Raw genomic sequence first — 19,779 nt, forward strand, 5'->3', positions numbered from 1 at the left:
ATGACCGGTCGTAAAGCGGATGGATGGTTACGTCAGAAGGGGAGCCGGAACGAGCACCGGGTCTCGTTCGTCGAGTTGTTTTTCGACCTCGTGTTTGTGTTCTCGATATCTCAGCTCGCCCATGCGCTTTACGAGCATTTCACCGTGCTCGGCGTACTTCAGGCGCTGCTGCTGACGCTCGCCGTCTGGTGGGTGTGGATATTCACAACCTGGGTCACCAACTGGCTCGATCCGGACCGGCAGCCGGTGCGGGTGATGCTGTTCGTGCTGATGCTCGCCGGGTTGATTCTCTCGGCATCGATCCCCGAGGCGTTCGGCGAGAAGGGCCTGATGTTTGCGGGCGCATTCGTGTTCATGCAGGTAGGGCGCTCGCTGTTCGCGGTCTACGCGCTGCGCCACGCCGCCCCCTCCAATCACCGCAATTTCCTGCGCATCACCGTCTGGCTGTTGTTGTCCGGCGTCTTCTGGATCGCCGGTGGCCTGGAAGAGGGAGAGGTACGGCTGGTGTGCTGGCTGGTAGCGCTGGCGATCGAATATGCAGCACCAGCCGCCGGTTTCTTGGTGCCGGGCCTCGGGCGCTCGACGCCTGCGGACTGGAACGTCTCGGGCGCACACCTGGCGGAACGCTGCGCGCTGTTCATCATCATCTGCCTCGGCGAGGCCATTCTCGAGGCCGGGGAGACCTTCTCCGAGATGCCGCTCGTGCCGCAGAGCATGATGATGCTCGTTTGCGTTTTCGCCGGCACTGTGGCGATGTGGTGGATCTACTTCCAGTTCGGCCACGAGCGTGCCGCCCATCGGATTGAGCATGCCGAGTTGCCCGGCAGTCTCGCGAGGCAGGCGTTCACCTACGCGCATATCCCTATTCTCGCCGGTATTATCGTCACCGTGGTCGCCAACAAGCTCGCCCTGACGCATCCGGACGATGTGGCGGACCTAGGCGTTGCCGGCGCTATCCTCGGTGGCCCGCTGATTTTCCTATGCGGTAATCTCTGGTTCAAGGCGACCACCGGCAACCGTCCGCCGCTGTCGCATCTTGTTGGTATTGCTGTTCTGCTGCTGTCGATGATGCTCGCGTCGCGGGTCGACAGGTTCGACCTGGCAATCCTTGCGACCGGCATTCTTGTAGGGGTGGCGCTGTGGGAATTCGTGTCGCTGCGGCACAGTTCACAGACCTTGCGGCAGCGCTGACCGGCCTCGGTATCGAGGCTCAGTTCTTGTAGATCAGCCAGCTCTTGCTGAAATCCTTCTGCATGCCGCTCTGATATTGCGACGTGCAGTTGCGTCCGGAATTTTTGGCCTGATAGAGCGCGATATCGGTGTTGCTGTAGAGTTCGCCCGGATCCTTCGCTTCCGACGCCATGCAGACGCCAAGCGACATGGTGATCGGCCCGTAGTCGACGCGGGTGCGCGAATTGCGGAAGGGGGTCGATTCGAGAGTGCGGCGGATCCGCTCGCAGATCGCCATCACCTCGTCAGCCGTATTGCCATCGATGATCAGGGCGAATTCCTCGCCGCCGGTGCGGGCAACGAAGACGTCACGACGGACGTTGGCGCGGATTACTGACGCGACTGTCGCCAGGATCTTGTCGCCGACCGGATGGCCGAAGTTGTCGTTGACCTTCTTGAAATTGTCGATGTCGCATAACACCAGCGCCGTGACGGACTTAGCCATCGGATTGTCGAACACCGATGCGAGGCGGTCATCGAAGGCGCGGCGGTTGGAGAGGCGCGTCAGGGAATCGGTGTTGGCGATGCGCTTATATTCGTCGAGTTCCTTGCGAACCTGATCCATCTCCTGAGAGCGCTGGGCAACATCCTCAACCGTCTTTTCGCCGCGCGCCATAGTGTCGCCGGTGGCTTCGGTCAGCATGTCAATCGCATTGCGCAGCAGGTCGGCGCTGTTGGCGGTCTTCGAGGTGATACGGGCGAAGGTTTCGCCGAGGAGCTTGTTGTAGCTGGAAAGCGATGTCTGTTCCTGCTTCAGGGTGCGCAGGACGCCATCCAGCTCGTTTATGATTCGCGAATGGGCGTCGTCGTAGATCCGTGTGGAATGTGAAAAATACTGGCTGCCGAGAAGATCGATCTCTTCCTGCGTGGCGTTGCTGCCAAGTGCTGCCAAGTCACGGGTGAGAGCTGGGTTGGAGCCAATATAGGCTTCGTAGAAAAGCTCGTAATTGCGCGGGATCGGAGCAACGCCCATAGCTCGCATAGCATAGATGATCTGTCCTGCCACGTCGGGAATTTGCGACTTGGACGCAATCACCGTGCTCATTGGCGAACTCCTAAGGATTTAAATGACTATGGTTTATGTAGCCTAAATTTCTTTTGAAAAGATTAAGGGTAACCTTGCTGGAAATTAGTAATGAAATCCTGCGAATACTGTTAAGCTATTGAATATAATTGTAATTATTGAAAGTGCGGTTGCAGATTTTGTCTTTGTTGGCAAGAAAAGTCTACCGGAAGTTAATATTATATTTATCTAATTAAATGTTTTGGTTGCGTTGGGCATCCCGGCCGAAGCCGGGATGCGAGGGCCGAATGTTACTTCGGGCCGATCATGTTTTCAGGCCGAACCAGTGTGTCGAACTCCTCGTTGCTGAGATATCCTCCGCCAACGGCTTCCTCGCGCAGCGTGGTGCCGTTCTTGTGGGCGGTCTTTGCGATCTTGGCGCAGGCATCGTAGCCGAGGCGCCCGTTCAACGCTGTCACCAGCATCAGCGAGTTCTCGACACCCTTGCGGATGTTATCCTCGCGCGCCTCGATGCCGACGACGCAATTGTCGGTGAAGGAGACGGCGGCGTCGCCGAGGAGCTGGACGGACTGCAGGAAATTGTAGGCCATCATTGGATTGAAGACATTGAGCTCGAAGTGGCCCTGGCTGCCGGCGAAAGTGATGGCGGCATTGTTGCCGAAGATGTGGGCGCAGACCTGTGTCAGGGCTTCCGACTGGGTCGGATTGACCTTGCCCGGCATGATCGACGAGCCCGGTTCGTTTTCCGGCAGCGACAGTTCGCCCAGACCGGCGCGTGGGCCGGAGCCGAGGAAGCGGATGTCGTTGGCGATCTTGAACAGGGCGGCGGCAGCAGCCGCGATGGCGCCGTGGGCGAATACCATGGCATCGTGGGCGGCCAGCGCCTCGAACTTGTTAGGCGCGGTGACGAAGGGCAGGCCGGTGATCGCCGCGATCTCTTCGGCAACTTTCTCGGCAAAGCCGATCGGTGCATTAAGGCCGGTGCCGACGGCCGTGCCGCCCTGGGCGAGTTCATAGAGACCGGGCAGCGTCAGTTCGATACGCTTGATGGCCGAGCCGACCTGGGCTGCATAGCCGGAAAATTCCTGGCCGAGCGTCAGCGGCGTGGCATCCTGCGTGTGGGTGCGGCCGATCTTGATGATGTGGGCAAAAGCCTTGACCTTGGCTTCCAGAGCCTCGTGCAGGTGGCGCAGGCCCGGCAGCAGGTGGTGGACGATCTGCTCGGCGCAGGCGACATGCATCGCCGTCGGATAGGTGTCGTTGGACGACTGGCTCATGTTGACGTGATCGTTCGGATGCACCGGCTTCTTCGAGCCCATGACGCCGCCGAGCATTTCGATTGCCCGGTTGGAAACCACTTCGTTGGCATTCATGTTCGACTGGGTGCCGGAGCCGGTCTGCCAGACGACCAGCGGGAAATGCGCATCGAGCTTGCCGTCGATGACTTCCTGCGCGGCGGCGACGATCACTTTACCGAGATCGGCGTCGAGCCCGCCGAGCTGCATATTGGCGCGGGCGGCTGCCTGCTTGACGATGCCCAGCGCGCGGACGATCGACATCGGCTGCTTTTCCCAGCCAATCTTGAAGTTGCCGAGCGAGCGCTGCGCCTGTGCGCCCCAGTACCGGTCGCTGGCAACGTCGATCGCGCCAAACGTGTCGGTTTCCTTACGGGTGGAAGTCATTCTGCTGCCTTTCGTGGGACCGTGGAGCTGCCGCTCCGTTCGAAAATCCGCGTTGTTATAAGGCCGATCCGCCGGTAAGAAAACAGCAAAGAGAAGTCTCCTGAAAGTTGCGTCGACTCGATCTTTCCAGGCCGCAAATTCCCGTGCTATTTATATCACGCGCCTTGCCAATGTTTTTCGGCCGATTTTTACGCCTCAATTGCAACGCAAAATTCCACAAAAAATTAACCAATAATTTCATAATTTTGTGTGAACTTCTGAGCGTTCGACGCGGCCGAATCCCATGCGAAAAGCAAGTATTCGTGCGTCGTTCCGACCGGGTGGTTTTCTTCCAATTCACCGCCCGATCTTCTAGTATCGCTGAATTATTTGACATGAGCTCGGGCTGTCCGACACACCCATGACAGGGGACTGAATTGAGAACGACATTTCTGACGAAAGCAGCAGCATCCGTCCTGGCACTATCCTGTGGCCTGACGATCGTTGGCACGTCTGCGCATGCCATGACGCTGATGGATTTCATTCGTGGCGGCAAGGGTCGGTCGCAGCAGCAGGTTGACAGCAATCAGATCCTGCCTCCGAGCATGCCGATTGCTCCCGTCCCCAGAGAAGGTGCGGGTGGTGGTGGCCCGGCTCCGAAGGTCAGCTCGCCGACCTACTACACCTACAAGCCCGAGCCGATGCGCCTGGTCGCAACGAGCAAATTCGCGGATCCGGTGGTCACCGGTGCCGTTGCCGATGTGTCTTCTGCTCCTGTCGCAGTCGACCCGTCCAGCGCCCAGCGTCGTTATCTCACCGAAGCCCGGGTGTCGGCGACCAACGATGTCGCCAAGGCTCTGGAGGACTATTACGCCGACAGCAAGAAGCCGATGGTCTGGGTTGCCGATAACGCGGTGTCCGAGAAGGCCAAGGCCGCCATGGCTGTGCTGGCGCAGGCCGATCTCATCGGTCTCGATCCCGACGACTACAAGGTTGCCGTTCCCGTCATCGACGAGGGCAGCGTCAATCCTGCCGACCGTGACCGGGCGCTGACTCAGTTCGAACTGGCGCTGTCGGCCAAGGTTCTCGCCTTCGTGCAGGACAACCAGCGCGGCCGCATCGATCCGAACAAGCTGTCCGGCTATCACGACTTCAAGCGCAAGGACGTCAACCTGATGCCCGTGCTGGGCAACCTGTCGCTCAGCCCTGACGTCACTGCCTACCTCAACAGCCGCAGCCCGCAGAACCCGCAGTTCGATGCCCTGAAGGCTGAATATGCCCGGTTGAAGGCCGAGACTACCAACGATGCCAACCGCGTCGCGATTACCCTCAGCGGCATCATCAAGCCCGGCGATACCTCGCCGCAGATCGCCAACATCGTCAAGGGCATCCAGCTCAAGGGTTCCGATGCGTTGACGACATCTCATGCCGACGTGTTCTCGTCCTATCAGCAGACGCCGTTGTACACGCCGGAACTGGTTTCGCTGGTCGAAGCGTTCCAGAAGGAAAAAGGCCTGACGGCCGATGGCGTCATCGGCCAGTCGACCGTTCGTGCGATCGTCGGGGAAAACAGCGATGCCAAGCTGCAGAAGCTGACCATCGCCATGGAACAGCTTCGCTGGCTGCCGGACCAGCTCGGCCCGCGCTACGTCTTCATCAACCAGCCGGCCTTCATGGTCTACTACTACAACGACAACAAGGAAGCGTTGTCGATGCGCGTCGTCGTCGGTGCCAAGGGGCACCAGACGAACTTCTTCGAGAACCAGATCCAGACCGTCGAGTTCAACCCGTACTGGGGCGTGCCGCAGTCGATCATCGTCAACGAGATGCTGCCGAAGCTCAGGGCCGATCCGAACTATCTCGACAAGACCGGCTACCAGGTCGAGGTCAACGGTCGCGCCGTCCCTTCGTCCAGCGTCGACTGGTACGGATCGACCACCAACATTGCCGTGCGCCAGCCGCCGAGCAGCGACAATGCGCTGGGCGAACTGAAGATCCTGTTCCCGAACAGCCATGCGATCTACATGCATGATACGCCGTCGAAGAGCTTCTTCAAGAAGGACATGCGCGCCCTCAGCCACGGCTGCGTCCGCTTGGCCGATCCGCGCGCCATGGCAGCGGCAGTGCTGAACACGACTGTTGCCGATGTCGCCAAGCAGATCGCCACCGGCGAGAACAAGGCCGTGCCCGTGCCGCAGCGCTTCCCGGTCTACATCGCCTACTTCACGGCGTGGCCGGACAAGGATGGCGTCGTTCGCTACTTCGACGATGTCTACGATCGCGACACCTACACGATGAAGGCGTTCGCTACGACGACCAAGGTCCGCGAAGCGCAGATCTGATCGCGTCCCTCGGACAATTACTTTCGACAGGCGGCCCTCGGGTCGCCTGTTTCGTTTCGGAGATATGCCTCAGCGCGTTGCGAGCAGCCTTGTGACCAGTTCGGGCGTCAGTTCTTCGTAGTGCTGGATGATATGGTTTGGAGACAGGCTTGCGATCTCCACGTCTGAGTAGCCGAAGGGCACGGCGATCGACGGAACTGCGGCATTGCGGGCGGCGAGGATGTCGTTGATGCTGTCGCCGACCATGATTGCCCGCGTCGCATCGCCGCCAGCCTTGTCGATGGTGCCGAGGATATGCTGGCCGTCAGGCTTGCGGACAGGGAAGGTATCGCCGCCAACGATGGTTGCGAAGTAGTGGTCGAGGCGTAGCTTCTGGAGCAGGGTGACAGCCAGCGCCTCCATCTTGTTGGTGCAGACAGCAAGCGCGAAGCCTTCGGCCCTTAGGCGGTCCAGGGCGGCGACGAGACCGGGATAAGGCTTGCTGTCGCCCGGCATGGTCTTGCCGTAGAAGTCAATGAAGCGCTCCATCAGAGGCGGCATGTCCTTTTCCTCGAGATCGTAACCGCCGAGCTTGCAGGCCCGCTCGATCATAGTTTTTGCACCGTGGCCTACCAGATAGCTGAGGTCGTTATAGCCGACCGGCTGGAGGTCGAGGGCGGCGATCGTATGGTTGAGGCTGGCGACGAGATCCGGCGCGGTATCGACCAGCGTTCCATCGAGATCGAAGACTACAGTGGGAGTTTTCACGGGCAGACCGCCTTGGCTAACGGGGAGGGAAAAACGAGCCTTTCCAGTAAAAGATCGCGTCTGCCAATGCAACGCCGGCGAACTCCGGCTGCCTCTTGCGCGCCTCTCGGGATGCCGCCGCAATTCTTCCGCACCGCCGAATTTTGGCTTCCGTTTGCCAAGCGGGCCGTGTAAACAGCACTCCATCGAAACGGTGGGAGCACGTGGCGCATGGACGCCCGCGAAATGAAGATCAAAGCTGCGGCAGTGGCTCTCGATTATGTCGAGAGCGGCATGCGGCTTGGCGTCGGCACCGGCACCACCGCTGAGGAATTCGTCAGGCTGCTTGCCGAAAAGGTCGCCGACGGATTGCGGATCGAAGGCATTCCGACATCCGAGCGCACGGCGCGGCTCTGCATGGAGCTGGGCGTGCCGCTCAAATCACTGGACGAGCGCCCGGAACTGGACCTGACCATCGACGGCGCCGACGAACTCGACCACAGCTTGCGACTGATCAAGGGCGGTGGCGGCGCGCTGCTGCGCGAAAAGATCGTCGCTGCCGCATCCGGCCGAATGATCGTCATTGCCGACGAGAGCAAGCTTGTCGAAACCCTGGGTGCATTTCCATTGCCCATCGAGGTCAACATCTTCGGGCTGACGGCAACGCGGCTGATGATCGAAAAGGCTGCGGCCAGACTTGGGTTATCCGGCGCCCTGGCATTGCGCCAAGCGGGCGACCAGACTTTTACGACCGATGGCGGGCACTACATCCTCGATGCATCTTTTGGCCGCATTGCTGATGCAGAGGCGCTATCAGCCGCACTTCATTCCATACCCGGCGTTGTCGAACACGGGCTCTTTATCAACTTGGCGACGCTTGCGGTCATTGCCGGCCCGGCAGGCGCGCACACGCTTCACGCGCATCATACAGGAGATTGAACACATGATCAAAATAGCGGGTTTCGGCCGCCTGGCCGCTGCAACCGTTCTTCTTTCCGGCATGGCGTTCGGTTCAGTCAGCGCGCAGGAAATCTCCGAAGAACAGATGAAGGCTGCCCGTGCCGCGATCAACGCGCTCGGCATCACCAATCAGTTCGATTCCATCCTGCCGACGCTGGCCGAGCAGCTGAAAAGCACGATGATCCAGGCCAACCCGAATTTCCAGGAAGCCATCAGCTCGACCGTCGACCAGCAGGCGCTCGCGCTTGCTGCCCGCCGCGCCGACCTCGAGAAGGAAGCGGCTGCAACCTATGCCAAGTCGTTCACAACCGAAGAACTAAAGGCAATGGCCGACTTCTACAATTCGGAAGCGGGCAAGAAGCTGCTGAAGGATGGCCCGATCGCCACACGCGAACTCTACAAGGCTGCCGACATCTGGGGACAGGGCATTTCGCGTGACCTCGCCAACCAGAGCAACAAGGCACTCGAGAAGATCGTCAAGGTTCCGCCGGCTCCGCCAGTTGCCGACGCCGCACCGGCTCCGGCTGCCAAGGCACCTGCTGCAAAGCCGGCACCTGCTCCGAAGCCCTAATCGCTTCGCATATCTGTTATTCCAAAGCCCGGTTCATCCGGGCTTTTCTTTTTATCGCCGGTATTCCTATATCAGCATCGATCCAGCCGGCTCGCCGGCATAGAAATTCCAGGAGCTCCCATGCCGTCATTCGATTTTGATCTTTTCGTCATCGGTGGAGGCTCCGGCGGCGTGCGCAGCGCCCGCGTCGCGGCGTCGCTTGGCAAGAAAGTCGGGATTGCCGAGGAATTCCGGTATGGCGGGACCTGCGTCATCCGTGGCTGCGTTCCTAAAAAGCTGTTCGTCTACGCCTCGCAGTTCCACGAGCATTTCGAGGATGCGGAAGGGTTCGGCTGGACTGTCGGCAAGAGCACGTTCGACTGGAGCAAGCTGGTCGAGGCCAAGGACAGGGAAATCACCCGTCTCGAAGGGCTTTACCGCAAGGGCCTCGATAATGCCAAGGCCGAGATATACGACAGCCGCGCCGAGCTCGTCGATGCCCATACCGTGCGCCTCACCAAGACCGGCCAGACGGTGACTGCCGAGCGCATCGTCATCGCCGTCGGCGGAATGCCGAATGCGCACCAGTCGCTTCCGGGCCACGAGTTCTGCATTTCCTCGAACGAGGCGTTCGACCTGAAGACGCTGCCGAAGTCGATCCTGATTGCCGGCGGCGGCTACATCGCCGTCGAATTCGCCAATATCTTCCATGGCCTCGGCGTCGATACGACGCTGATCTATCGCGGCGCCGAGATCCTGTCGCGTTTCGACAACGACATGCGCCAGGGCCTGCATGAGGCAATGGTCGCCAAGGGCATCAAGATCCGCTGCCATGATGTCATCGAGGAAGTCACTAGGACGGCGGAGGGCCTGCAGGCCCGCACGAAGCAGGGCGATACGCTGAGCGTCGACACGGTGATGCTGGCGCTTGGCCGCGATCCCCACACCAAGGGGCTCGGGCTGGAGGCCGCCGGCGTCAAGGTCGACGGTCGTGGCGCCATCGTCGTCGACGAATACTCGCGCACCTCGGTGCCAAACATCTTTGCACTCGGCGACGTCACCGATCGGGTACAACTGACGCCGGTCGCCATTCACGAGGCGATGTGCTTCATCGAGACCGAATACAAGAACAATCCCACCAAGCCGGATCACCAGCTGATCGCCACCGCCGTGTTCTCGCAGCCTGAAATCGGCACCGTCGGCCTGAGCGAGGAGGAGGCCGCTAAAAAATATGAGGCGCTTGAAGTCTATCGCGCCCAGTTCCGGCCGATGAAGGCGACGCTATCGGGGCGGGCCGAAAAGAGCATCATGAAGCTGATCGTCAATGCGGCCGACCGCAAGGTGGTCGGCGCCCACATTCTCGGCCACGATGCCGGCGAGATGGCGCAGCTGCTCGGCATCACATTGAAGGCCGGCTGCACCAAGGACGATTTCGATCGCACCATGGCCGTCCACCCGACTGCGTCCGAAGAGCTGGTGACGATGTATACGCCGAGCTATCTGATCAAGAACGGCGTGCGCGTCTGATCAAGATTATGGAGGGAGCGCGCTATCTCGCGCTCGCCTCCAGTTTACCTGGTATCAGCTCGTCAGCCTGGACCCGTTGACCACCCGCATAAACAGCGCATTCATGGCATCGCTGATGCCTTGGGTCGGACTGACCTCGAAATAGAGGCCGGGTGACGCGCAGCTCTGCAGCTTGGCAGGGATCTGCTTGCTAAACGGATTGATCCACCGCATGTACCAATCATTATTCGGCAACGGCAGATAGGTCGTATAAAGAATGGCTATCTTGACGCCGCGGTTCTTCAGGGGCGTACAGAAAGATGTGTCGATCGGCTCCTGGCAGCGGTTACCATCCAACGGTGCAGTGCAGCCGACCGGCTTTATGCTGTCGCCGACGCCGTCCGTCACGAAGAACAAGGTCTTCTGGGGGCTGCTGCTGGTGTAGCCATTTCCCGGTGTCGGGATTGTGGTATTCAAGGTTGTCAGGGCCGTGTCGAAACTGGTCTGCGCATCGCTTTTGTAGTTTTGTCCGACGGTTGTCATCAGGTCGACCTTACTTGTAAGGTCCTGAACACTGTCCATGTCGGAAATCAGCGGCGATATCGTTGTCAGCCATGCCTCATCCGCTGATTTGCCAAAGGTATAAACTGCCATTCGATACTGGTTATCGATGGTCCGTTGCGTCTTGGCGGTGGACGTCAAGCTCATTGTGGCTTCGCGGACGACGTCGATCCGCTTCTTCACATTCAGCCTCTTGGCGAGCGTATAGTAATCCTTGCCGTCGTTCACGCCGGTTTCGTGGCAGGCAAAAGCGCACTTGTCAGGGGTGTTGCCCTCCATAAGCGCCACATCGGTAGGCGTCGCGCCAACGCCCATGGATGGGGTGTTGTCGATCAGGATGTAGAAATCCATGTAGGTCTGCGTCTGGTTTTGCGCCGTGGCCTTGCCTGCGATGGAGATGGTGTCCTGACCGATTACGTGCAGGAACGTCGTCGGCACTGTTGCCGTGAAGCTGACATTCGACTGAAGCGTGTTGCCGGTCTTGGTGACTGCGATGGCGACCTTGACGTTGCTGCTGGTGAGTGCCGCGCTGTTCTGGGCAAAGAACAGCGAATTCGCATCGGTCTGGGCAACCGCGACGGTGCCATCCGATGTCATCCCCATGGCAGCGGTCACGCCAGCCGATTTTTCGGCCAGAGAACCGACGGCAGCGGCGTCGGCTGCAGCATATAGCTGGTTGCGTATATTCAGCGCATTGGCGAAATCCACGGCCATGCCCGCGGTGCCGACGATGGGCACAAGCAGCAGTGCCGTCATGATGCCGAAGTTGCCGGATCTGTCTTTCCAGAGGTTTTGAATGCGCATCGTCGATAGCCCGTTCGCAGCTTTGCCGTCATGGCGATCGGTCGCGGCTATCATCGTCGCGGCGTTTGCGCGCTTTATAGGGTAGTTTCATCAACAATCCGGCAATTGCCGTGGTTTGTATTCGGTTAAAATCTGCATCGGAACGCGCAGAGAGTAGCCCCGCTATGCAAGTCGCACGCAAAGGGATATAAGCCGCGCTTATTTCGACATAGCGGGAGAACCGGCGGAGACCGGGCGGAAAACAGGTGAGCACGATGGTACAGAATTGGTCCCCCAGCAGCTGGCGGCAGAAGCCTATCAGCCAGGTTCCGGAATACCCGGACAAGGATGCCGTGACGGTAATGGAAGCGCAGCTTGCGACCTATCCTCCGCTGGTTTTTGCCGGCGAGGCGCGTCGCCTGAAGAAGCACCTGGCGAATGTCGCCGAAGGCAACGCCTTCCTGCTGCAGGGCGGAGACTGTGCCGAGAGTTTTGCCGAACATGGCGCCGACAACATCCGTGATTTCTTCCGCGCCTTTCTCGAAATGGCCGTGGTGCTGACGTTCGGCGCCCAGCTGCCTGTCGTCAAGGTCGGTCGTATCGCCGGGCAGTTCGCCAAGCCGCGCTCGTCGAATGTCGAGACGCAGGGCGATGTGACGCTGCCGGCCTACCGCGGCGACATCGTCAACGGTATCGAGTTCACCGAAAAGGCCCGCATTCCTGATCCGGAACGGCAGATCATGGCCTACCGCCAGTCCGCCGCGACGCTGAACCTGCTGCGCGCCTTCGCGATGGGTGGCTATGCCAACCTCGAAAACGTTCATCAATGGATGCTCGGATTCGTCAAGGACAGCCCGCAGGGCGAGCGCTACCGCAAGCTGGCCGACCGGATCAGCGAAACCATGGAATTCATGAAGGCCATCGGCATCTCGGCAGAGAACAATCCGAGCCTTCGCGAAACCGATTTCTTCACCAGCCACGAAGCATTGCTGCTCGGCTATGAGGAAGCGATGACCCGCGTCGATTCGACCTCGGGCGACTGGTACGCGACCTCGGGCCACATGCTGTGGATCGGCGACCGCACGCGCCAGCTCGACCACGCCCATGTCGAGTATTTCCGTGGCATCAAGAACCCGATCGGACTGAAATGCGGCCCGTCGCTGACGGCCGACAACCTGCTGGAACTGATAGACGTGCTCAACCCCGCCAACGAGGCCGGGCGCCTGACGCTGATCTGCCGCTTCGGCCACGACAAGGTCGCCGACAACCTGCCGAAGCTGGTGCGCGCCGTCGAGCGCGAGGGCCGCAAGGTCGTGTGGTCGTGCGATCCGATGCATGGCAACACGATAACGCTCAACAACTACAAGACACGGCCGTTCGAGCGCATCCTGTCGGAAGTCGAGAGCTTCTTCCAGATCCACCGCGCCGAAGGCACGCATCCGGGCGGCATCCACATCGAGATGACCGGCAAGGACGTCACCGAATGCACTGGCGGCGCCCGCGCCGTCACCGCCGACGACCTGCAGGATCGCTACCACACCCATTGCGATCCACGCCTCAACGCCGACCAGGCGCTGGAGCTCGCCTTCCTGCTGGCCGAGCGCATGAAGGGCGGTCGCGACGAAAAGCGACTTGTCGCCAACGGCTGAGCAGTCTCTACATCACATTGAAAACGGGCCGGTCGAAAGATCGGCCCGTTTTTTTGGGGACGTCGTCTATTGGACGAGTACGGGCTGCTGGCAGCGGACGTCTGTTACCGTGACGTCGGCCTGGCCGACCTTGACGCCGGCCAGAAGCAGCACGTTGCTGAGCAGATCGTTGAGCGGCGTGCTGACGCTCGAAAGCGTCATGGCCAGAGCTTGCTGAAAGACGGCCTTGGTGACGAGGGTGAGGCCCAGGATATTGATCGAATAGTTGGTGTTGGCGAGCAGGGACGAGATCGCGGAGGTCAGTGTGTCCGTGGTGGAGGCAGTCTTTGTCACCCCGGCAGCTATGTCGGCTGGCGTGAAGGTGAGCGTCGTCTTTGTCATATTTGTAATGGCGACGTGGGCGCTGGCCGTGGCGGTGATCAGGCCCAGCACGTTGACCAAGGTTGCAGCTGTCACGTCCGGGCCGGTCGCGAAATTGGAAAACTGCGTGGTGTCGACGTTGCCGATGTAGAGATCGGCGACGCCAGGTATGGTACTGACGGAGACATTGGCGTTCTGCGCGCCGTTGCCGAGGCAGGTGATGGCCGAAAGCTTTCCCGTCGCATTGGCCAGATGCACGTAAAGCGGCAGCTGCACTTTGGTGCCAGCCAGCGCCGCCAGTGCGTCGATCGCTATGGATAGCTTGATACGGGTCTGGGAGGTGCGCACCACCGTGCCGACGGCGCCAACGGCCAGGGATGGTGTGCTTTGCGGCGGTTCGCCGATGGCCATCGTCATCTGCACCGTGGTGAGGCCTGGTATGGTGCCGCCGAGATTGACGGAAACCTGCTTGCTGCCATTGGCGGCGAGGGCGGCGGCCGTGACCAGATCCCTGACGTTGGCAGCGAGGCTGATTTGCGAGCCGCTGCCGGTGGGTCTTTGGGCGACAGGCCCGAGCGACAATATATCGGCGAGCTTGAGCCGGAGCTGGGCACTGTTTGCCGCCGTCTGTACGGATTGAATGGCTTTCCGGGTGGCCGAGTTGAGACCGGCCTGACCACCGATTGCATTGAGCACGTCGCCGAACTTGACGTCCGCCGCCAGTGTGTCGGCATAGCTGCCGGCGGTGAGGTTGAGATTGGTCGCCAGCTTGTCGGCGACCGAGAGGGCGTTCACCTTGGTGGACAGCAGCGCGTTGTAATCCATGGCGCTGAGGGAAAGACTGGTTCCGAGCAAGCCACCCAGGACGGCATTCAGAAGTCCGTTGTTGACGCTTGCCAGCCCCGAGCCGATCGAAAACGCCGCAATCTTCTCCGTCGATGCAGTGCCGACGGCCTGAAGGGTCGGCGGGGTTGCGAAACTCGCGGCAAAAATCAGTCCACCGGTCTGCTCGATTTTCACCTTGACGGCGTCGTATGGCGTGGCGCCCGGCACGAAGCGGCTGCCGAGGGCAATCGTCGGATCAGCGACGTAGGTGCCGAGCGTTATCGTTGCGATACCGTCGAACTTTGCCGCACTCACGGCGTCTCCAAGAGGTGACGTTCCGGTGTTCGAGACATAGCCGCTTGCCGTCTGGACAGCCATGTTCAGGTTGTTGGTGCTGAAGTAGTTGAGAATATTGGCCTGGGCATTGTTGACGTCGGATGCCGCGACAATTGCGGACAGGTCGGCCGTCTGCTGCAGGCGGCGCTGCTGCAGCGTCAGCATGCCATAATCGAGACCCAGGCTCATGCAGTACAGAATGAGAGGTGCGGTGATGGCAGCCAGGATTGCGACGTTGCCTTGCTCGCTCAGGGTCCAGCGCCGCAGGATGGTTCCGATCGGCATCAGATGCCTCCCATGCGGATCGTTGCGGTGCGTACAATCGTCTTGCTTGGCATGGCGAAGCTGTAGAGGTTCCAGATCGGCAGGTCCTGAGCGTCGTAGGACAACTTGACCGTGAACTGGTTGGCGTTGGCCGGATCCGGCTGCACCGTGACTGTGAATTTAGCCGGGTTCAGAATGGCATCGTTAAGGGTGGAGGTGGTTATGTAGGTGTTGACCAGTTGCTCCCGCTCTGCCGCGGTGACGCCGGCGATGGCTGTCCGGGCTGCATTGGCCGCGATCTGCTGAACGGAATGGGCGGCGCTGAGATAGATGCCGTAGGCGATCAGCGTCATCAGCACGAGAATGAACACAGGAAAGATGATCGCAAATTCGAGGGCTGCGGTACCACGTTCGCAATGGCGAAATTTGGTCTTGATCATCGTCTCCGTCTCCCCTTCGGTCGCCGCAACCTTCCCATTCCTGCTGGTTTAATTTGAATTGCGATATCCTAATATTAGGTTACCTATACAATTTTTGGGCGGGTTTATTTTTGAACCACACGCACGCATGAATGGCGCGTTTCAGAATAGGTTGTCCCAAAATCGCACCTTGGCCGACGGACCCGGCTGTTTGGTGCGGCCATGGCAACGACGGGGGGAAAAGGTGGCTTAATGCCCTGTTAACCGTCTTTCGACGAGGGCATGCCGGGAGCATTCAGCAAAGGGTCTGCTATCAGCGTGGCTGATGCTGCAGTCATGAAATCTGAAGTTGACAGCTGCATGCCGCACCATCAGGATGATACCTAACGACAAGGATCGAGAAGGCGCTATGAAGGACGACCATACCGGATCTTGCCTTTGCGGCGCGGTGAAAATACGGACGACAGGTCCGCTCAGGGATGTGGTCGGGTGTCACTGCTCGCAATGCCGCAAGCAGACCGGCCTCTACTTCGCCGCCACCAACGCGGCGACCGACCACCTTACGGTCGAGGGCGGTGAGAATGTCAGCTGGTATCGCTCCAGTCCCGCTGCCAGCCGCGGGTTCTGCAAGACCTGCGGTTCCGCGCTGTTCTGGGTCGCCGACGATGCCGACCAGATCTCGATCATGGCCGGCCTGTTCGATGATCCGAATGACCTGAAGATGGGTCATCACATCTACTGCGCCGACAAGGCAGGCTTCTACGGCCTCCACGACGGTCTGCCCCAGTTCCCGAAATCCGACTAGCCATCGTCCGCAAGGGGCAGTCCCGCAGACGCTAGGCCTTTGCCTCCAGCAGCCTCGTAATGCGGCCCACTTCCTCCCTGAGGGCCGACAGTTCGGTCAACACCTGCAGGTCGATCTTCTCGTGCAGCGACAGGACTTCCAGTTCGGCCTTGAGGTTGACTTCGTAGTCCTTGGCAGCCTCGAAGCGGTCGCGTTCGGTCTGGCGGTTCTGCGACATCATGATGATCGGCGCCTGGATGGCTGCGATCATCGAGAGGATCAGGTTGAGGAAGATGAACGGGTAGGGATCGAAGGCGCGTGACGAGAGCAGGATGGTGTTGAGCACCGTCCAGGCGACCAGGAACAACAGGAAGGAGACGATGAACGCCCATGATCCGCCGACGCGGGCAATCCCGTCTGCGAGCCGCTCTCCGACGGAGGCATTTGCGGAAAAGGCGGCGTTGACATCCGTCGAGATGATCTTGCGTTCGCGGGCTCGCTTCAGCACCCGCTTCTCGATGACGCCGAGATCGTCCGACGATTTATCGAAGTGGGTGTGAAAGAAGTTCGGGAGATTGGGCATGCGTGGCTCCGATGCTGGTTAGCGGCAGTATTCGGTTGCCACGATGAATTGCAACGGCAAAACATGGGAATGGCGATGCCTCACGCAATCGCGTCCGGTCGAGCCAGTTGATGTCCGTTGGGCGAGCCGTTAAAACCTCCGCGGTCGCTGTTTGGTTCGGGCGCCGGCTTCGAGGATGGGTGAGACATGCGCAGTTCGGTCGAGATCTTCAACATTGCAACAGGTCAGAGGCGGGTCGTCTGGCAGACCGATCGTCTCGTAGAGGCGCCGAACTTCGCGCCGGACGGACGCTACCTGCTCGTCAACGATGACGGGCTTCTCTACCGCCTGTCGCTCGACGGGCTCGCCACTGTCGAGCGCGTCGATACAGGCTTTGCCAACCGTTGCAACAACGACCATGGCATCTCGCCCGACGGTACGCTGATCGCGCTCTGCGACAAGGTCCAGTACGGCAAGTCCTGCATCTATCTCGTACCGGCGGAAGGCGGCGTTCCCAGGCAGGTGACGGCAAACCTGCCGTCCTACTGGCACGGCTGGTCGCCCGACGGAAAGCATGTCAGCTACTGCGGCATTCGCGGCGATCTCTTCGACATCTACACGATCTCGGTCGAGGGCGGTGCGGAGACGCGGCTGACCCATGGCGAGGGCCGCAACGACGGGCCGGACTGGTCGGCCGATGGCGCGTGGATCTATTTCAACTCCAGCCGGACGGGCCGTATGCAGATCTGGCGGATCCGGCCTGACGGTCGCGACCTGCAGCAGGTGACCGACGACGAGTTCGGCAACTGGTTTCCCCATCCATCGCCGAAGGGCGACAAGGTCGTGCTGCTCTCCTACGACGGCGACGTCTTCGATCATCCGCGCGATCTCGACGTCCGCCTGCGCCTGATGGACATGGATGGCGGCAACATCACGACGTTGTTCGAGCTGTTCGGGGGCCAGGGGACAATCAACGTACCGAGTTGGTCACCCGATGGCGAGGAGTTCGCCTTTGTCCGGTACGAACCGGAGCGCTGAGCAGGCCTGCGATCCGCTTGCCATCGCTAGCCGGATCGCGCATATCTCCTTCATCAGGTGCCCGCCCAGGCGGGAGAATCGGGAAGCCGGTGTAAATCCGGCGCGTGCCCAACGCTGTAAGGCGGATGGCGATGCAGGGGGAACGGTCAGTTCTCCGATATGCCACTGGTTTCGACCGGGAAGGCAGCATCGCCAGATGAAGCCGAGCCAGAAGACCGGCCTGATAAGATAGACTGATCCCGCGAGGACGGCGGGCGGTTGGCATTGTTGGGGATATAAACGATGCGACCTGACTGCAGGGACGATCTCGTCCGCGCACAAGCCTTTTCCGTCGCCGAGCGCGACGCCATCTACCATGCGATCGAAACGCGCAGGGACGTGCGGGACCAGTTCCTGCCGCAGCCGCTGCCGGACGACCTGATCGCAAGGCTGCTGGGCGCTGCCCATCACGCGCCTTCGGTTGGCTTCATGCAGCCCTGGAATTTCATTCTCGTGCGCGACGCCGGTATCCGCGAGAAGGCTTTCGAAGCCTTCGAGCGCGCCAATGGTGAGGCAGCGCTGCAGTTCGAGGGTGCCCGCCGCGAGAGTTACCGGTCGCTGAAGCTCGAGGGGATCCGCAAGGCGCCGCTCAGCATCTGCATCACCTGCGATCCGGATCGTGCCGGGCCCGTCGTGCTCGGCCGCACCCACAATCCGCGCATGGATGCCTATTCGACAGTCTGCGCCGTGCAGAATCTCTGGCTTGCGGCGCGCGCCGAGGGTGTGGGCGTCGGCTGGGTCAGCATTTTTCACGACGCCGATATCCGGGCGCTGCTCGGCATACCGGAGCGGATCGAGATGATCGCCTGGCTCTGCCTGGGGTTCGTAGACGAGCTCTATGGCGAACCGGAACTCGCCGTCAAAGGCTGGCGGCAGCGATTGCCGCTGGAGGATCTGGTGTTCGAGAATGGCTGGGGCCGGCCGCAGGGCTGAGGCCTATTGCTGGGGCTGCTCGCCGGGTACGGCCGGACGGGTGAGGTCTAGTTTGCGCTGGTCGGGCTGCAGGAATGCCGGGCCGACCTGGCGGACATTGCCGGCTGACGGATCGTACGGCCGTTCCACCGGCGGCGCATCGCCCTTTGCGGGTGCGGTCGGCACGGCCGGCGGCGACTCTTTTGGAATGATCGTCGTGATCGAGCCTTGCTGCGTGCCTGCGGCTGGCGGCTTTGTCAGTGCGTTCTGCCTTCGCATTTCCTCGTAATAGGCCGGCAGATTGCAGGTGCAGCTGGTCTTTTCGTTCGGCGGCCGTTTGCGGAAGGCGAAGGCGTAGGGCATGGCGCTGTAGGGGGTGCCCGACGAGGCGGAGACCATCGCCGATGTTTCCTGATCGGGCAGGCGGTGGAAGAACAACTCGGTCTTTACGCCCGGGCACATCCTCGCGCAGGTTTCGCCATCCCGCTGGAAATCGCCGGGCGATGCATTCTGGGTCATCGGAAAGAAACCGCCATCGCAAGTGCGCACACAGACCGTGCGGACATTGCCGCCGCCATAGGATTGACCGAAGGCGTAGCTCTGGATCGGCGATTGCGGTGCCGGTTCGTTGCCGGATGGACCGCCGCTGCTGTCCAGCGTCGTTGCCCCTGGGGTTGCGGGGTAGCTGGGCTCGATGCCTGCCTGCGGGGCCGGGCGGTTGGTGATGATGGTATCGCCGCTATCCTGATCTTCGCAGCCGTTGGCGCGCAGCGCTGCGGAAAGCTGGTTGCGCGTGGGTCCTTCCGAAACGTCTCCGCGCTGGATCTGGTCGCGCTTGGCAACGAGATACTGCAGGTTCTCCTGCATGCGCTGCAGGGTATCCTCGATCCGCGCGCAGGTGCCGTCGTCGTCACCGTTTATGATCACCATGCTGCCGGACGAGCACTCGTTGTCCTCAAGGTCGTTCTCGACTTGGCGCAACTCGGATATCTGCTGGGCGATGGCGGTGCGGTATTGCCGGAGCTGGCGGTTGGTGCCGACGGTTTCGCTGAGATTGGCCATCTGGCCGCGCAGGTCGTCGCAGATTGCGTTCGTCTGGGCAGCCAGTGGCGCTGCCATCGCCAAGGATGCGGCAAGCGCCCAAAATGAATGTTTCCAGCCCACTGTCACGCCTTTGGCCTGCTCCGTTCGGATGGTGTCCGCCTCAGCCGGGGCGAAGTTGCAGTTCATCCATTATCACGCGCAAGA

The 19,779-nt window shown here is 60.6% G+C and carries 17 protein-coding genes and 1 riboswitch; of the genes, 9 read left to right on the forward strand and 8 right to left on the reverse strand.

Translation table 11 applies throughout. The features are described from left to right. Nucleotides 1-1,191, forward strand: a complete 1,191-nt coding sequence (locus J5278_RS09635) for a low temperature requirement protein A (protein WP_209183888.1) — start codon at nt 1-3, stop codon at nt 1,189-1,191. Between the two features lie 19 nt (nt 1,192-1,210). On the opposite strand, the gene J5278_RS09640 is transcribed toward J5278_RS09635, so the two are convergent. Both J5278_RS09640 and fumC read right to left on the reverse strand, forming a co-directional pair. After that, nucleotides 1,211-2,275, reverse strand: a complete 1,065-nt coding sequence (locus J5278_RS09640; protein ID WP_209183887.1) for a GGDEF domain-containing protein — start codon at nt 2,273-2,275, stop codon at nt 1,211-1,213. Between the two features lie 269 nt (nt 2,276-2,544). Further along, nucleotides 2,545-3,936 (reverse strand): class II fumarate hydratase, encoded by a 1,392-nt coding sequence (gene fumC / locus J5278_RS09645; RefSeq protein ID WP_209183886.1) that lies wholly within the window; start codon nt 3,934-3,936, stop codon nt 2,545-2,547. 503 nt (nt 3,937-4,439) lie between these two features. Between fumC and J5278_RS09650 the strand changes: the two genes are divergently transcribed. Continuing rightward, entirely contained in the window at nt 4,440-6,257 is a 1,818-nt protein-coding gene (locus tag J5278_RS09650) for a murein L,D-transpeptidase (protein ID WP_209184121.1), read from the forward strand. Nucleotides 6,258-6,326: 69 nt separating this feature from the next. Here the strand turns inward: J5278_RS09650 and J5278_RS09655 are convergent, their stop codons facing one another. After that, on the reverse strand, nt 6,327-7,004 hold the full coding sequence (locus J5278_RS09655; RefSeq protein WP_257623359.1) for an HAD family hydrolase: 678 nt from the start codon (nt 7,002-7,004) through the stop codon (nt 6,327-6,329). Nucleotides 7,005-7,214: 210 nt separating this feature from the next. On the opposite strand from J5278_RS09655, the gene rpiA reads away from it, so the two are divergent. The 3 genes from rpiA to gor all read left to right on the forward strand — a co-directional run bounded on the left by rpiA (nt 7,215) and on the right by gor (nt 10,020). Next, on the forward strand, nt 7,215-7,922 hold the full coding sequence (gene rpiA / locus J5278_RS09660; protein WP_209183884.1) for a ribose-5-phosphate isomerase RpiA: 708 nt from the start codon (nt 7,215-7,217) through the stop codon (nt 7,920-7,922). 4 nt (nt 7,923-7,926) lie between these two features. Then, entirely contained in the window at nt 7,927-8,514 is a 588-nt protein-coding gene (locus J5278_RS09665; RefSeq protein WP_142822940.1) for a DUF2059 domain-containing protein, read from the forward strand. A 120-nt stretch (nt 8,515-8,634) separates the two neighbouring features. After that, the gene (gor, locus tag J5278_RS09670; RefSeq protein WP_209183883.1) at nt 8,635-10,020 is read left to right on the forward strand and encodes a glutathione-disulfide reductase; all 1,386 of its coding nucleotides are present in this window, start codon (nt 8,635-8,637) and stop codon (nt 10,018-10,020) included. Nucleotides 10,021-10,074: 54 nt separating this feature from the next. Here gor and J5278_RS09675 read toward each other — a convergent pair whose 3' ends face one another. Further along, nucleotides 10,075-11,364 carry a TadE/TadG family type IV pilus assembly protein gene (locus J5278_RS09675; RefSeq protein ID WP_209183882.1) on the reverse strand — a complete coding sequence of 430 codons (1,290 nt, stop codon included), beginning with the start codon at nt 11,362-11,364 and terminating at the stop codon, nt 10,075-10,077. 254 nt (nt 11,365-11,618) lie between these two features. Between J5278_RS09675 and J5278_RS09680 the strand changes: the two genes are divergently transcribed. Next, on the forward strand, nt 11,619-12,992 hold the full coding sequence (locus J5278_RS09680) for a class II 3-deoxy-7-phosphoheptulonate synthase (RefSeq protein WP_142822934.1): 1,374 nt from the start codon (nt 11,619-11,621) through the stop codon (nt 12,990-12,992). Nucleotides 12,993-13,058: 66 nt separating this feature from the next. Here J5278_RS09680 and J5278_RS09685 read toward each other — a convergent pair whose 3' ends face one another. Beyond that, nucleotides 13,059-14,798: a pilus assembly protein TadG-related protein gene (locus tag J5278_RS09685; RefSeq protein WP_209183881.1), complete on the reverse strand. Its 1,740-nt coding sequence runs from the start codon at nt 14,796-14,798 to the stop codon at nt 13,059-13,061. Beyond that, the gene (locus J5278_RS09690; RefSeq protein WP_209183880.1) at nt 14,798-15,217 is read right to left on the reverse strand and encodes a TadE/TadG family type IV pilus assembly protein; all 420 of its coding nucleotides are present in this window, start codon (nt 15,215-15,217) and stop codon (nt 14,798-14,800) included. The genes J5278_RS09685 and J5278_RS09690 overlap by 1 nt, the downstream gene beginning before the upstream one ends. A 388-nt stretch (nt 15,218-15,605) precedes the next feature. On the opposite strand from J5278_RS09690, the gene J5278_RS09695 reads away from it, so the two are divergent. Continuing rightward, nucleotides 15,606-16,001 carry a GFA family protein gene (locus J5278_RS09695; protein ID WP_209183879.1) on the forward strand — a complete coding sequence of 132 codons (396 nt, stop codon included), beginning with the start codon at nt 15,606-15,608 and terminating at the stop codon, nt 15,999-16,001. A gap of 31 nt (nt 16,002-16,032) precedes the next feature. On the opposite strand, the gene J5278_RS09700 is transcribed toward J5278_RS09695, so the two are convergent. After that, nucleotides 16,033-16,563, reverse strand: a complete 531-nt coding sequence (locus J5278_RS09700; RefSeq protein WP_142822927.1) for a DUF1003 domain-containing protein — start codon at nt 16,561-16,563, stop codon at nt 16,033-16,035. A 186-nt stretch (nt 16,564-16,749) separates the two neighbouring features. On the opposite strand from J5278_RS09700, the gene J5278_RS09705 reads away from it, so the two are divergent. After that, nucleotides 16,750-17,580 (forward strand): PD40 domain-containing protein, encoded by an 831-nt coding sequence (locus J5278_RS09705; RefSeq protein ID WP_209183878.1) that lies wholly within the window; start codon nt 16,750-16,752, stop codon nt 17,578-17,580. Nucleotides 17,581-17,618: 38 nt separating this feature from the next. Beyond that, a riboswitch (cobalamin riboswitch) is annotated at nt 17,619-17,819 on the forward strand. A 43-nt stretch (nt 17,820-17,862) separates the two neighbouring features. Continuing rightward, nucleotides 17,863-18,552 (forward strand): 5,6-dimethylbenzimidazole synthase, encoded by a 690-nt coding sequence (gene bluB / locus J5278_RS09710; RefSeq protein WP_209183877.1) that lies wholly within the window; start codon nt 17,863-17,865, stop codon nt 18,550-18,552. A gap of 3 nt (nt 18,553-18,555) precedes the next feature. On the opposite strand, the gene J5278_RS09715 is transcribed toward bluB, so the two are convergent. Continuing rightward, complete coding sequence (locus J5278_RS09715) at nt 18,556-19,761, reverse strand: DUF2865 domain-containing protein (protein ID WP_209183876.1); 1,206 nt, start codon at nt 19,759-19,761, stop codon at nt 18,556-18,558. Nucleotides 19,762-19,779 lie beyond the last annotated feature (18 nt).

The organism is Rhizobium sp. B21/90, from assembly GCF_019355815.1.
In the GTDB taxonomy this organism is placed as follows: Bacteria; Pseudomonadota; Alphaproteobacteria; order Rhizobiales; family Rhizobiaceae; genus Rhizobium; species Rhizobium rhododendri.